Below are 14,656 nucleotides of genomic sequence, written 5' to 3' on the forward strand. Positions count from 1 at the left end.
AACAAAAAACCCGGCACTGCGGCCGGGTTTCAAATGTCGGAAAGACTGCGATCAGTAGTGATCGTCTTCGTCTTCATCCTTCGATGCAGACTTCAGCGAAGAGAGCTTCTTGAAGACGGCATCGGCGTCGATCTGCTCTTCTTCCTCGCGCTGGAAGTTGTAATCCAGACCTTCCGTCGCCGTTGCTGGCTGCAGCGTGTTGCCGAGTTCTTCGGCGGTTGGCAGCGGGCGGCCGCGCGACGCGCGTTCGACTTCAAGGTCAAGATCGATCTGGCTGCAGAGGCCGAGCGTTACCGGGTCCATCGGCGTCAGGTTGGCCGAATTCCAATGGGTGCGGTCGCGAATCTGTTCGATGGTGGATTTGGTGGTGCCGACGAGGCGCGAAATCTGCGCATCCTTCAATTCCGGGTGGTTACGAACGAGCCAGAGAATGGCGTTCGGACGGTCCTGACGCTTGGAAACCGGCGTGTAGCGCGGGCCGCGGCGCTTGGATTCCGGCACGCGAACCTTCGGCTCGGAAAGCTTGAGCTTGTGGTTGGGGTTGCCTTCGGCACGGGCAATCTCGTCACGGGAAAGCTGTCCGGTCGCGATCGGATCCAGACCCTTGATGCCCTGCGCGGCTTCACCGTCGGCAATCGCCTTGACTTCAAGCGGATGCAGTTTGCAGAACGTGGCGATCTGATCGAACGACAGCGCGGTGTTGTCAACCAGCCATACAGCCGTAGCTTTTGGCATGAGCAATTGTTGAGCCATAGATACAGTCCTTCTGTCCGTCCGCGCCGGGGTCGCGGGCGTGGTATCAACCACTGATTTCCGGGATATTGGCGCTCTATAACCGGATTGCATCATAATTGCAATTCTTTGCAAAACAAATGCCTTTGTCTAATTGCCGTCAGTCATTGACCTGCTATGAATTCACCACATGCCCGAGGTGGGAGTCTCTGGGCGCGCGCTAAAACAAGACATACTTGGTTTCAGGAGGAGTTCATGTCTGCCAAAATCTACCCGGTGCTCAAATCGGCGAAAGCCCGCACGCTCATCGATAATGAGCGTTACCAGAAATGGTATCAGGAGAGCGTCGAGGATCCGGAAAAATTCTGGGACAAGCACGGCCGGCGGATCGACTGGTTCAAGCCCTATACCAAGGTCAAGAACACTTCCTTCAAGGGAAGAGTGCCGATCAAGTGGTTCGAGGACGGCCTGACCAACGTCTCCTACAACTGTATCGACCGGCATCTGAAGACGCATGGCGAGCGCACGGCGATCATCTGGGAAGGCGACAATCCCTATATCGACAAGAAGATCACCTATAACCAGCTTTATGACTATGTCTGCCGTCTGGCGAATGTGCTGAAGAAGCATGGCGTCAAGAAGGGCGACCGCGTCACCATCTACATGCCGATGATACCAGAAGCGGCCTATGCCATGCTCGCCTGCGCGCGTATCGGTGCGGTGCATTCCGTCGTCTTTGGCGGCTTCTCGCCGGAAGCGCTGGCGGGCCGCATCGTTGACTGCGAATCAACCTTCGTCATCACCTGCGATGAAGGCGTGCGCGGCGGCAAGCCGATCCCGCTCAAGGAAAATACCGATAAGGCGATCGATATCGCCGCCAAGCAATATGTCATCGTCAACAAGGTTCTGGTCGTGCGCCGCACCGGCGGCAAGACCGGCTGGGCGCCAGGCCGCGATATCTGGTACCATCAGGAAATCGCCACGGTGAAGCCGGATTGCCCGCCGGCGAAGATGCGGGCGGAAGATCCGTTGTTCATCCTTTATACGTCGGGCTCCACCGGCAAGCCGAAGGGCGTTCTGCACACGACGGGTGGTTATCTCGTCTATACGTCGATGACGCATGAATATGTGTTCGACTACAAGGATGGCGAGGTCTTCTGGTGTACGGCCGATGTCGGCTGGGTCACAGGCCATTCCTACATCGTCTACGGGCCACTTGCGAATTGTGCGACGACGTTGATGTTCGAAGGCGTTCCCAACTTCCCGGATCAGGGTCGTTTCTGGGAAGTCATCGATAAGCACAAGGTCAATATCTTCTACACCGCGCCGACAGCGCTTCGATCGCTGATGGGGGCTGGCGACCAGTTCGTCACGCGTTCCTCGCGCTCCAGCATCCGGCTTCTGGGCACGGTCGGCGAGCCGATCAATCCGGAAGCATGGGAATGGTATTACCATGTGGTCGGCGAGGACAAGAGCCCCATTGTCGATACCTGGTGGCAGACGGAAACCGGTGGCATTCTGATATCGCCGTTGCCCGGCGCGACCGATCTGAAGCCGGGTTCGGCGACACGGCCATTCTTCGGCGTGCAGCCGCAGCTTGTCGATGCTGAAGGCAATGTGCTGGAAGGGCCGGCCGACGGCAATCTCTGCATCACCGACAGCTGGCCGGGCCAGTCGCGGTCGGTTTATGGCGATCACCAGCGCTTTGTCGATACGTATTTCTCGACCTACAAGGGCAAGTATTTCACGGGCGATGGCTGCCGGCGTGACGAGGACGGTTATTACTGGATCACCGGTCGTGTCGATGACGTGCTGAACGTCTCCGGCCACCGCCTCGGTACCGCCGAAGTCGAATCCGCGCTGGTGTCGCATCATCTCGTTTCGGAAGCGGCCGTGGTCGGTTATCCGCACCCTATCAAGGGACAGGGCATTTATTGTTATGTCACGCTGATGGCGGGGCAGAATGGCGATTATGCGCTGCGCGAGGAGTTGGTGAAGCACGTCCGCAACGAGATCGGGCCGGTTGCGACGCCGGACAAGATCCAGTTCGCGCCGGGCCTGCCCAAGACGCGCTCCGGCAAGATCATGCGGCGTATCCTGCGCAAGATCGCCGAGGATGATTTTGGCACGCTGGGGGATACGTCGACGCTTGCCGATCCGGCAGTGGTGGAAGATCTTATCGCCAACCGCCAGAACCGCACGGCGTCCTGATTTTCTGGAAAGGCTGCTTCGGCAGCCTTTTTCTTTCTGCAAACGAAAACACCCGGAAGCGAACTTCCGGGTGTTTCTTATTCAATACAGACAGGCTTACTGGCCGCGGATCTTCTTCAGGTCCGCCAGAACGGCGTCAACGACATCGGCGCCGATTTCAGCCTTGTGCTTTTCGTAAACGACCATCGACTTCTCGCGGATACGGGTCTGTTCTTCCGGAGACAGCGAGTTGACCTCGAGACCGGCAGCCTTGATCTTTTCCAGCGACTTCTGGTTCAGTTCGCGGATGACCTTGCGCTCTTCGTCGCGGCCGACGACTGCACATTCGCGCAGGGCCGTCTGTTCTTCCGCCGTATAGCTGTCGAAGATCGGCTTGGAGAAGAGGAAGAGGAACGGCGTATAGGCGTGGTTTGTCTCGGTGATGTACTTCTGCACCTCGTAGAACTTGGAGGTGTCGATCGTCACATAGGGGTTTTCCTGTGCGTCGATCGCGTTGGTTTCAAGCGCCGAGAAGACTTCGCCGAAAGCCATCGGCGTCGCATTGGCGCCGAGGTTCTGGAAGGTGTCGAGGAAGATGTTGTTCTGCATTACGCGGACCTTGAGGCCCGAGAAATCTTCCCACTTGTTCACGGCGTGCTTGGAGTTCGACAGGTTGCGGAAACCGTTTTCCCAGTAGGCCAGGTTGACGAGGCCCTGTTCTTCCAGCTTCTTGTTCATCATGTCGCCGAAGGCGCCGTCCATGACGGCATCGGCTTCCTTGTCGTTGGCGAAAAGGAACGGCAGGTCGAAGACGCCGAGCGACGGGATGAGGCCGACGAGCGGCGACGACGACGTCACGACGGCTTCCTGAACGCCGGAGCGCAGGGCCTGTGTTGCCTGAAGGTCGCCGCCGAGAGCGCCGCCCCAGAATGCCGTCAGCTTCAGCTTGCCGCCCGACTTGTCGTCGAGGCAGGCCTGCATGGCCTTGATGCCGTTGCCAACCGGGTGGTCCTGGTTGATGCCGTTCGAGACGCGGATGTTGCGGCTGTTGAATTCAGCCATTGCCGGGGCTGCCGCGCCAACGGCGAAAGCGATGGCGGTGGTGGTCAGAAGAAGCTTTCTCATAATATCCTCCCTTGGATTGTGGTCGAGAAAAAGTATCGATTAACGAAGGTACTGCAGAGGCACCAGGACGATGTCCGGGAAAATCACCAGCAGCGCCAGGACGATGGTTTCGGCAACGAGGAACGGCCAGACGCCGACCGTGACCTTGCCGAGCGGGATGCGCCCGACGCCGCTGACGACGTTCAGTACGACGCCAACCGGAGGGGTAATCAGGCCGATGGCGTTGTTGATGATGAAGAGCACACCGAAATAGATCGGATCGATGCCCGCCTGCTTGACGATAGGCATCAGAACGGGCGTCAGGATGAGGATGGTCGGCGTCAGGTCGAGCGCCGTGCCGACGATGAAAACCAGTACCATCATCGCGGCCATCAGCAGCATCGGGCGATCGATCAGCGGCTCGATATAGCCTGCCACTTCGTTCGGAATATTCGCAGCCGTGATGAGCCACGCGGAGACGAGCGCTGCGCAGACGAGGAACATGATGATCGAGGTGCTCTTGGCAGCACGCAGGAGGACATGAAACAGGTCCGCCGGCTTCAATTCGCGATAGATCACCATGCCGACAAAGAGCGCATAGGCGGCGGCAACGACGGCAGCTTCCGTCGGTGTCATGATGCCGGCCTTGATGCCGCCGAGAATGATGACAGGCATGCCGAGCGCCCAGCCGGCGCGAGCGGTCACGAGCAGACGTTCCTTGCCCGAAGTCTTCGGCAGGGGCTTTACGTTGTCCTTACGCACCACGATCAGCCAGGCGATGATGAGCGATGTGCCCATCAGAATACCCGGAACGATGCCGGCGAGGAAAAGCTGGGTGATCGAGACGTTGGCGGCGACACCGAAGACGATGAAGGCCATGGACGGCGGAATGACCGGCGCGATGATGCCACCTGCGGCAATCAGGCCGCCGGAGCGCGGGATGTTGTAACCGGCCTTCGCCATCATCGGAATGAGGATCGCGGCAAGGGCTGCGGTATCGGCTGCGGCCGAACCGGAGATGCTGGCCATGATGATGGCTGCGACGATGGCCACGATGCCGAGGCCGCCACGGATATGGCCGACGAGTGCGATCGCGAAGTCGATGATGCGGCGGGAGAGACCACCGGAATTCATCAGTTCGCCAGCCAGAATGAAGAAGGGGATGGCGAGCAGCGTGAAGGTATCGGCGCCCGAGATCATGTTCTGGGCGATGATCGCGGTGTTGAACATGCCCATGTACCACATGAGCACGACGCCGCAGAACATCAGGGAGAAGGCGACGGGAACGCCGATCGCCATGGCCCCCAGCAGAGAGCCGACAAAAACGAAAAGTGTCATGGTATCAGCGCTCCGAAAGCTGTTCGATCGTCAGGTTCTCGCCCGCGAACTGGGCGATTTCGTCTTCTGTGACGCGACCCGTCAGATAACGGTACAGGCGCTCCAGCGCGATGATGAACATCAGGCCGCCGGTGAACATGCCGATGCCATATACCCAGATCATCGAAAGCTTGGTGACAGGGGCATGCATGCTGGCATTGATGGCGGACTGCTTCCAGGTTCCCCAGAAGAAGATGGCGGAACAGGCCAGGATGATGATATTCGATACGATCATGCAAAAGACGCGGGCGCGACGCGACAGGAACATCACGAGCGTTTCAATGCCCATGTGGCTGTTTTCGCGAAAGGTCAGCACGGCACCTATGAAAGTCAGCCACACGAAGAAATAGCGCGACAGTTCTTCAGAGATGTTGATGCCGGAATTCATCGTGTAACGCATGACGACGTTGACGAAGACCATGATCGACATGCCGGCAAGCAGCAGGACGAGAATGATTTCGAGAATCCGGTAAAAGAGATTGATGGTCTTTTGCATTTTCCCCTCCCGAAGAAATATCTGAAGCATTTTCGGCTAAGGATCGCCGCGAATGCTCCACCTATGGGTTTTTCGCAAAAACTGCACGCACCTCTGCTGATCGCTCAGAGTAGCCCGCGTTTCGCCAGATTGCGCATCAGGGCCGCGGTGCCGAATATCCATTCCGGGCATTCGTCTGTTGTCGCGACCCAATTGATCAACTTGCCGAGCTTGGGCGAGGAGATTTCGACACGGTCGCCCTTGGCGTGGGTGAAACCGAGACCCGGCCCATGACGATCCTTCACCGGCGCGAACATCGTGCCAAGGAAAAAGACGGCTCCGTCAGGATATTGATGATTGCGGTTCAGAAGCTGGGATGCAAGGTTTTCCGGCGTGCGGCTGATCGCCTCCATGGGGCTTACACCCGTCATGGTGAAACCGTCTTCGCCTTCGACCAGAAGCGAAATCTGCGACTTCTTCACGTCTTCAATGGTGAAGCGTCCGTCAAACAGGCGGATAAAGGGGCCGATCGCGCAGGATGCGTTGTTATCCTTCGCCTTGCTGAGCAGGAGGGCGGAGCGGCCTTCGAAATCGCGCAGGTTGACGTCGTTGCCGAGGGTTGCACCGACAATGCGGCCGTCGGAGGCAATGGCGAGCACCACTTCCGGTTCCGGGTTGTTCCATTGCGATTTGGGGTGAACGCCGATCAGCGCGCCGCAGCCGACCGAAGCCATGGCCTGCGCCTTGGAGAATATTTCCGCATCCGGACCGATGCCGACTTCCAGATATTGCGACCAGAGGCCCATTTCCTGGAGCAGCTTCTTCACTTCCGCTGCTTTTTCTGAACCGGCCTCAAGTCCTTTGAGGTTGTCGCCGAGAACCGGAGCCAGCCGTCCGCGAATTTCCTGCGCACGAAGAGGGTCGCCCTTGGCCTGCTCTTCGATCACCCGTTCCAGCATGCTGTCGGCGAAGGTGACGCCTGCGGCCTTGACGGCCTGAATATCGTTGGGAGCGAGGAGTTCGCCGGCCGAGCCGTCGAGAAAGGCGTCGAGCGTGCCGAGTGCGACGAATGTTCCGGTATCGGCAAGCCGCTCCACCAGATCCGTCTTTTCCAGAAGTTCGGACATGGTGGGCGAGATAGAGGTGAGGTCATAAAGCACGCCATCCTTGAGCAGGACGGGGCAGGGGCCGCCTTCGCTTTTCGACCAGACGCGGCCGACGAGCAAAGCGTTTTCATAATCCTCAGGCAGAATTGCGGTAGCGTCGATGGACCTTGTGCCGGTCATATATGTCCTCCCCTTTCAGCCTTCCGACAGGCCGCCTCCTGCGGTCTTATTGTCTGGATGTCTGACAACCTAATCTTATTCTTCTTAGTATGACTTTTGAAGCGAGTCTAGCGGTCTCACCGACAAAATTATCGTCTTTTATCGCTGGTTATCCGCAAAGCCCGGAAACCTGTCCTATAGCTTTACGGTTCACGCGTTTATTTTTCTTTTCAGAAGATATCCAGTTCGAGATTGACCCGGCTTGCGGCGCCGATCAGGTGCTTGCGCATGGCGTTCTTGGCGGCGGTGGCATCGGCCTTCTCGATGGCCTCATAGATTGCCACATGTTCGGCGATCGTCACCTCGAGAATTTCACCAAAAACCGCGCGGGAGAAGGCGATGTTGATGGCGGAGCTGATGCGTTCCGCGATGAATCCGAGGAACATCAGGAAATATTCGTTCTGCGTCGCTTCGGCCAGAATGCGGTGAAAGTCGAGATCGGCCGCCACACCTTCCGTCGACCAGTCGTCAGCGGTCTTCATCTTTTCCAGCGCCGCCGCCAGCCGCGCCAGCTGCTGCGGACTGCGGTGCAGTGCTGCGAGCCCCGCTGCCTCGATTTCCAGCGGCATGCGAAGCTGGAAGAGATCGCGAAAATTTTCAGGGTCGTTCAGCCGGGATCGCTCGATGCGGATGGACAGCCTCTGCCGGGGATCGGTGACGAATGCACCCACGCCCTGGCGGGTTTCGACGAAACCTTCATTGCGCAATTGCGCGATCGCTTCGCGAATGACCGAGCGGCTGACACCGAAGGTTTTTGCCAGAACATGTTCCGTCGGCAGCCTGTCGCCCGGCCCGAGTTTCGAATCATTGATCTCGCGTGCGATCTCCGCGGCGATCCGGCCGGGCAGATGGTCGTTGCGATGTATCTGATTGAACTCCAGCGTCATGATTGCTCCCGTTCCGCAGAAACGATTGGTTCATTTTACCCGCTGCAGGCGACTTCCTCCTTCACCGTCAGCGGGTTTTAAAGGGCGGCGTATTCAGCCGCCCCGTGCCGTTCTTCGATTAGCTATCCGGTTGCAGGCTTATCTGGCAACCGGGATTCATCCGCAAATCGGGGTCGAAGGCATTTTTCAAACCCGTGATCATCCGGCGCTGCACATCCGATAGCCGGCTTTCGAAATCCGAGCGTTTCAGGCGGCCGATGCCGTGTTCGGCGCTGATGCTGCCGACGTAACGGTCGAGGACCTCGTTAACGAGTGTCTTGGACTTGTAGATGAACGCCTCACGCTCCTGCGGTGTCGCACCGTTGGGCGGCAAGACGTTGAGATGGACGTTGCCGTCGCCGACATGGCCATAGGAAACGGCAAGGCATTCCGGCAGTTTTTCCGCAAGTTCGGCCTCGGCCTCGGCCACGAAAGCCGAGAGTTTCGAAAGCGGCACCGAAATGTCGGTACGCATATGGCTGCCGCGCAGCGCCTGACCCTCGTTCATGCCCTCACGGAAAAGCCACAGCGACTGCGCCTGCGCACGCGAGGAGGCAATGACGCCATCCAGCACCAGACCGTCTTCCATGACGCCCTCAAGGAAGCGGCCCATTAGATCGGCGGTATCCACCAGACCGGAGCCGGAAATTTCCATCAGCACATAGGCCGGATAATCGCCGGCGATCGGCATTTTGAGATCGGGTATGGCTTCGATCGCCAGCGTGAAGGCGACGGGCGGCATGAATTCGAAGGCGGACATCAGGTCGCAGCATTCGCGGCGGGCGCGGCGGTAAAGCTTGATGGCGTCGTCAAGCGAATTGAGGCCGAGCAGCGCCGTTTCGACATGTTCGGGATTGGGGTAAAGCTTGACGGCGACGGCCGTGATGATGCCGAGCGTTCCTTCCGCGCCGATGAAAAGCTGCTTCAGGTCGATACCGCGATTGTCCTTGCGCAGCGTCGACAGACCGTTCCAGATGGTGCCCTCCGGCAACACCACTTCGAGACCCAGCACCAGCTCGCGGGTCATGCCATAGCGCAGGACATTGATGCCGCCGGCATTGGTGGAGACGTTACCGCCGATGCGGCAGCTTCCCTGCGCGCCAAGCGACAGCGGGAAGAACATTCCCTTGTCCTGAACCGCATCCTTGAATTCCGACAGAATGCAGCCGGCTTCGACGACGGCCGAAAAATCGTCACTGTCGATGGTGCGGATGGCGTTCATGCGCTCGAGGCTCAGCACGACCTGATGTTTGGGAGCATCGGGAATGCCGCCGAGCACCAGTCCGGTATTGCCGCCCTGGGGGATGATGGCGAGGCCGAGTTCGGCGCAGGCGCGCACCGTGTCGGACACTTCCTGCGTTGAGCGGGGGCGGATGACGGCCACGGCCGAACTGGTGACATCCCCGTGCCAGTCGCGGCAATAGCGCAGCATGTCTTCCTGCGATGTCAGTAGCAGAGCTTCGCCAAGCCTGTTCTTCAGCGAGAACCGCAATTCCTCGATATCGTGTTCACTCACGATCGTCATTCCACCCTCTCCGTCCAATCCGCCCTAAAGTATGAGGGCAAGGGTTTGTGGCCTTGCTTTTGCCGGCGCCCCTGCTTTTGTTAGTTTGTGAAAAAATACTATTTTCAATCGGATCATATAAGGTTATCAGACAACCTTACAAGCTAATTTATCGGTCCATCGGCCGATGATGTTTTTTCGGTCTCGGGAGAATGACCGGGACACAGAGGAGGAAGACATGCATATCGCAATCATCGGCGCCGCAGGCATGGTTGGCCGCAAGCTGACGCAGCGTCTCGTGAAAGATGGATCGCTCGGTGGCAAGCCGATCGAGAAATTCACGCTTATCGACGTGTTCCAGCCCGAGGCACCCGCCGGTTTTTCCGGTGCTGTCGATGCGCGCGCAGCTGATCTCTCCGCTCCGGGTGAAGCTGAAAAACTGGTGGACGCCCGTCCGGATGCCATCTTCCATCTCGCCGCCATCGTGTCCGGCGAAGCTGAACTCGATTTTGACAAGGGCTACCGCATCAATCTCGACGGCACCCGTTATCTCTTCGACGCCATCCGCATTGCCAACGGCAAGGATGGTTACAAGCCGCGCGTGGTCTTCACCTCGTCGATCGCCGTGTTTGGCGCACCGCTTCCCTATCCGATCTCGGATGAATTCCACACCACGCCGCTGACAAGCTACGGCACACAGAAGGCGATTTGCGAGCTGCTGCTGTCCGATTACAGCCGCCGCGGTTTCTTCGACGGTATCGGCATTCGTCTGCCGACCATCTGCATTCGTCCCGGCAAGCCGAATGCCGCCGCCTCCGGCTTCTTCTCCAATATCCTGCGAGAGCCGCTGGTCGGCCAGGAAGCGGTTCTGCCGGTGCCGGAAAGCATTCGCCACTGGCACGCCTCGCCGCGTTCCGCCGTCGGTTTCCTCATTCATGGTGCGACGATCGACGTCGAAAAGGTCGGTCCGCGCCGCAACCTGTCGATGCCGGGTCTCAGCGCCACGGTTGGCGAACAGATCGAAGCGCTGCGCAAGGTCGCCGGTGAAAAGGCCGTCGCCCTCATTCGCCGCGAGCCGAACGAGATGATCATGCGCATGTGCGAAGGCTGGGCGCCCGGTTTCGAAGCCAAGCGCGCTCGCGAACTGGGCTTCACGGCTGAAAGCTCTTTCGAAGAGATCATTCAGGTGCATATCGAAGACGAACTGGGAGGTTCACTGAAATGAGTGTCGGTGGGGAGGAGAAGAAGCGGTCGGTTGCCTTTATCGGCACGGGCCTGATGGGCGGGCCGATGGCCCGGCGTCTGCTAGGCGCGGGCTTTGCGGTTTCCGTTTGGAACCGTAGCGTGGATAAGGCTGAAGCTCTTGTTGCTGATGGCGCAGTTCTGGCGGCATCGCCGGCGGACGCCGCCAAAGGTGCCGATATCGTCATCACCATGCTGAGCGATGGCAAGGCCGTGGGCGAAGTGCTGTTCGAGGCGGGCGTGGCCGAAGCGCTTAAAAAAGGTGCTGTCGTGATCGACAGCAGCTCGATTGCGCCGCCGATTGCGCGCGACCACTCCTCCCGGCTTGAGGCGCTGGGCATTCATCACGTCGATGCGCCGGTTTCCGGCGGCGTTCCGGGTGCGACTGCCGGTACGCTCGCCATCATGGCCGGCGGTGACGAGGCTCTGATTGCGGATCTTGCCGATGTCTTTGCGCCGATGGGCCGGCTGACCTATGTCGGTCCCTCAGGCGCGGGCCAGCTCTGCAAACTTGCCAACCAGCAGATCGTCGCCATCACCATCGGCGCGGTTGCCGAGGCGATGATGCTTGTGGAAGCGGGCGGCGCATCCCGCGAAGGTTTCCGCAATGCCATACGCGGCGGTTTTGCCGAAAGCCGGATTCTGGAACTGCATGGCGAGCGCATGGTGAAGCGTAATTTCGTGCCGGGCGGCCCGTCGAAGTTCCAGCTCAAGGATCTGAACGGCGTGCTGGCGACGGCGCAGGATCTGTCGTTGACGCTGCCTTTGACTCAGCAGGTAACGCGCGAATTCGATGACTTCGTCGGCGACGGCGGCGCAGATATCGACCATAGCGGCATCCTGCTTTACCTCGAAAAACTCAACAATCGGGAACAGGGCTGAGGCGATCTGATGAGCGACGACAAGACACCCATGCGCCGCCTCCGGTCCCAGGACTGGTTCGACAATCCTGACCATCTCGACATGACAGCTCTCTATCTGGAGCGCTTCATGAATTACGGTGTGACGCCGGAAGAGCTGCGTTCCGGTAAACCTGTCATTGGTATCGCGCAGAGCGGCAGCGATCTCACGCCCTGCAACCGCGTCCATGTGGAACTGGTCAAGCGGGTGCGTGACGGTATCCGCGATGCGGGCGGTATTCCCATCGAGTTTCCGACCCATCCGATGTTCGAAAACTGCAAGCGCCCGACCGCGGCGCTTGACCGCAATCTTGCCTATCTCAGCCTCGTGGAAGTGCTTTACGGTTATCCGCTCGACGGTGTCGTTCTGACGACGGGCTGTGACAAGACCACGCCTTCGGCGCTGATGGCGGCAAGCACGGTCGATATTCCGGCTATTGTGCTTTCCGGGGGTCCGATGCTCGACGGTTATCATGACGGCGATCTGGTCGGTTCCGGCACGGTGATCTGGCGCATGCGCCGCAAATATGGTGCGGGCGAAATCACCCGCGAGGAATTCTTGCAGGCGGCGCTCGAATCTGCTCCTTCCGTCGGCCATTGCAATACCATGGGCACGGCGTCCACCATGAATGCCATGGCGGAAGCGCTCGGTATGTCGCTCACCGGCTGCGGCGCGATCCCGGCCGCTTATCGCGAGCGCGGCCAGATGGCCTATCGCACCGGCCGACGCGCCGTTGAACTGGTTGTCGAAAATATCAAGCCTTCCGACATCATGACGCGCGAGGCGTTTTTGAACGCGATCCGCGTCAATTCGGCAATCGGTGGCTCGACCAATGCTCAGCCGCATCTCGCGGCGATGGCGAAACATGCGGGCGTCGAGCTTTTCGAAGAGGATTGGCAGGTCCACGGTTACGATATTCCGCTGCTGGCCAATGTCCAGCCGGCCGGAAAATGGCTGGGTGAGAAATATCACCGCGCCGGCGGCACGCCGGCGATCATGTGGGAGCTTCTGCAGGCCGGCAAGCTCGACGGAAACTGTCCGACCGTGACCGGCAAGACCATGGCGGAAAATCTGGACGGGCGGGAATCGACCGATCGCGACGTGATCCTTCCCTACGACAAGCCGCTGAAGGAACGGGCCGGTTTCCTCGTGCTCAAGGGCAATCTGTTCGATTTCGCCATCATGAAGACGAGTGTGATCTCGGCGGAGTTCCGGCAGCGTTATCTGAGCGAGCCGGGCCGCGAAGGCATTTTCGAGGGCAAATGTGTGGTGTTCGATGGTTCGGAAGACTATCACGCCCGCATCAATGATCCATCCCTCGGTATTGATGAGCGCACCATCCTTGTCATTCGTGGCGCGGGGCCGCTCGGCTGGCCGGGTTCGGCTGAGGTCGTCAACATGCAGCCGCCGGATGCCTTGTTGAAAAAAGGCATCACCAGCCTGCCAACAATCGGCGATGGCCGGCAATCGGGAACGGCGGACAGCCCGTCGATCCTCAATGCCTCGCCGGAAAGTGCAGCCGGTGGTGGGCTGGCCTGGCTTCGCACCGGCGACGTGATCCGCATCGACTTTAATGAGGGTGCATGCAACGCGCTGGTGCCGGAGGCAGAACTTGAAGCGCGCAAGGCTGATGGCATCCCGGCGGTGCCGGCGGATGCGACGCCGTGGCAGCGCATCTACCGTCAATCGGTGACGCAGCTTTCGGACGGCGCGGTTCTGGATGGGGCTGCGGATTTCCGAAGGATTGCCGAGAAGATGCCCCGGCACAATCACTGATTGGGCAATGATCAGACATGATGAAAATCCCCGGCTATGGCCGGGGATTTTTCTTTTCCGGACGGTTTCGCATTTGATTGCGACCTCCTAATGTACCTGCAAATCCGCATCACAGGAGCAGGGCATGACAGATATTTCCATGATCGAGGCGGCGCGTCAGCGCATCGGCAACCAGGCGGTGCGGACACCGCTGCTGTCGTCACCGTTTCTGGATGAGATTGCCGGGCGAAAGGTCTTCGTAAAGGCCGAGTGCCTGCAAAGGACGGGTTCCTTCAAGTTTCGCGGCGGCTGGTCAGCCGTCTCCGGCCTGCCTGCCGAAGTGCGTGCCAAGGGCGTGCTCGCCTTTTCTTCCGGTAACCACGCGCAGGGTGTGGCGCTTGCCGCCCGCCTGCATGGCGTTCCCGCCGTCATCATCATGCCCTCCGACGCGCCGAAGATCAAAATCGACAATACCCGCGCCTATGGTGCGGAGGTGGTGCTTTATGACCGGGCCAACGAGGATCGAGACGCCATTGGCGACCGGCTGTCGCGCGAGCGTGGGCTGACGCTGATCAGGCCCTACGACGAACCCTTGGTTATTGCCGGGCAGGGCACGGTGGGACTGGAGATTGCTGAACAGGGCGCGGAGTTGGGGATCGGTGCGGCAGAGGTTCTAGTGCCCTGCGGCGGCGGTGGCCTCACATCCGGCATCTCGCTCTCGCTTGCCGCGAAAGCACCGAACTACAGGGTCAGGACTTCAGAACCGGAGCGGTTCGACGATGTGGCGCGCTCCCTTGCTGCGGGTAAGATAGAGCGTAACGCCACGACTTCTGGTTCGATCTGCGACGCGATCGTTACTCCGCAACCCGGTAACATCACTTTCCCGATCATGGCCGGGCTTTGCGGAAAAGGCATTGCCGTGACTGATGAGGAAGCGCTGCGGGCTGCGGTCCTCGCCTTCAACCGGCTGAAGATCGTTGTTGAACCCGGCGGTGCGGTGGCTCTTGCCGCGGCGCTTTTCCACGGTGGTGAACTGGAGAGTGAAACGGTGATTGCAGTTGCATCCGGCGGCAATGTCGATCCCGGGATCATGGCGGATGCGCTGGCTCGCTTTGGTTGAGGCGGT

General features: G+C 59.4%; 12 protein-coding genes. 5 read left to right on the forward strand and 7 right to left on the reverse strand.

The genetic code is table 11. The features are described from left to right. Positions 1–51: 51 nt before the first annotated feature. Positions 52–753, reverse strand: a complete 702-nt coding sequence (locus DXT96_RS15690) for a DUF1013 domain-containing protein (RefSeq protein WP_194287649.1) — start codon at positions 751–753, stop codon at positions 52–54. A gap of 234 nt (positions 754–987) precedes the next feature. Between DXT96_RS15690 and acs the strand changes: the two genes are divergently transcribed. After that, positions 988–2,943: an acetate--CoA ligase gene (gene acs / locus DXT96_RS15695; protein ID WP_153515463.1), complete on the forward strand. Its 1,956-nt coding sequence runs from the start codon at positions 988–990 to the stop codon at positions 2,941–2,943. A 96-nt stretch (positions 2,944–3,039) separates the two neighbouring features. Here acs and DXT96_RS15700 read toward each other — a convergent pair whose 3' ends face one another. From DXT96_RS15700 to DXT96_RS15725, 6 genes are all read right to left on the reverse strand, one after another. After that, positions 3,040–4,047 (reverse strand): TRAP transporter substrate-binding protein, encoded by a 1,008-nt coding sequence (locus DXT96_RS15700; protein ID WP_149900426.1) that lies wholly within the window; start codon positions 4,045–4,047, stop codon positions 3,040–3,042. A 39-nt stretch (positions 4,048–4,086) separates the two neighbouring features. Beyond that, positions 4,087–5,364 carry a TRAP transporter large permease gene (locus DXT96_RS15705; protein ID WP_149900427.1) on the reverse strand — a complete coding sequence of 426 codons (1,278 nt, stop codon included), beginning with the start codon at positions 5,362–5,364 and terminating at the stop codon, positions 4,087–4,089. A 4-nt stretch (positions 5,365–5,368) separates the two neighbouring features. Next, positions 5,369–5,899 carry a TRAP transporter small permease gene (locus DXT96_RS15710; protein WP_149900428.1) on the reverse strand — a complete coding sequence of 177 codons (531 nt, stop codon included), beginning with the start codon at positions 5,897–5,899 and terminating at the stop codon, positions 5,369–5,371. A 104-nt stretch (positions 5,900–6,003) separates the two neighbouring features. Beyond that, a complete protein-coding gene (locus DXT96_RS15715; RefSeq protein ID WP_153515464.1) occupies positions 6,004–7,164 on the reverse strand; it encodes a fumarylacetoacetate hydrolase family protein in 1,161 nt (386 codons plus the stop codon). 209 nt (positions 7,165–7,373) lie between these two features. After that, positions 7,374–8,090 (reverse strand): FadR/GntR family transcriptional regulator, encoded by a 717-nt coding sequence (locus DXT96_RS15720; RefSeq protein WP_153515465.1) that lies wholly within the window; start codon positions 8,088–8,090, stop codon positions 7,374–7,376. A 118-nt stretch (positions 8,091–8,208) separates the two neighbouring features. Continuing rightward, positions 8,209–9,654, reverse strand: a complete 1,446-nt coding sequence (locus tag DXT96_RS15725; protein WP_153515466.1) for an FAD-binding oxidoreductase — start codon at positions 9,652–9,654, stop codon at positions 8,209–8,211. 217 nt (positions 9,655–9,871) lie between these two features. On the opposite strand from DXT96_RS15725, the gene denD reads away from it, so the two are divergent. From denD to DXT96_RS15745, 4 genes are all read left to right on the forward strand, one after another. Then, positions 9,872–10,858: a D-erythronate dehydrogenase gene (gene denD / locus DXT96_RS15730; protein ID WP_153515467.1), complete on the forward strand. Its 987-nt coding sequence runs from the start codon at positions 9,872–9,874 to the stop codon at positions 10,856–10,858. After that, the gene (locus tag DXT96_RS15735) at positions 10,855–11,757 is read left to right on the forward strand and encodes an NAD(P)-dependent oxidoreductase (protein WP_153515468.1); all 903 of its coding nucleotides are present in this window, start codon (positions 10,855–10,857) and stop codon (positions 11,755–11,757) included. Before denD ends, DXT96_RS15735 begins: the two co-directional genes overlap by 4 nt. 9 nt (positions 11,758–11,766) lie before the next feature. After that, a complete protein-coding gene (locus DXT96_RS15740; RefSeq protein ID WP_149900433.1) occupies positions 11,767–13,551 on the forward strand; it encodes an IlvD/Edd family dehydratase in 1,785 nt (594 codons plus the stop codon). A gap of 124 nt (positions 13,552–13,675) precedes the next feature. After that, positions 13,676–14,650: a threonine/serine dehydratase gene (locus tag DXT96_RS15745; protein ID WP_153515469.1), complete on the forward strand. Its 975-nt coding sequence runs from the start codon at positions 13,676–13,678 to the stop codon at positions 14,648–14,650. Positions 14,651–14,656 lie beyond the last annotated feature (6 nt).

Source organism: Agrobacterium sp. ICMP 6402 (assembly GCF_009498615.1).
Taxonomy (GTDB): Bacteria; Pseudomonadota; Alphaproteobacteria; order Rhizobiales; family Rhizobiaceae; genus Agrobacterium; species Agrobacterium burrii.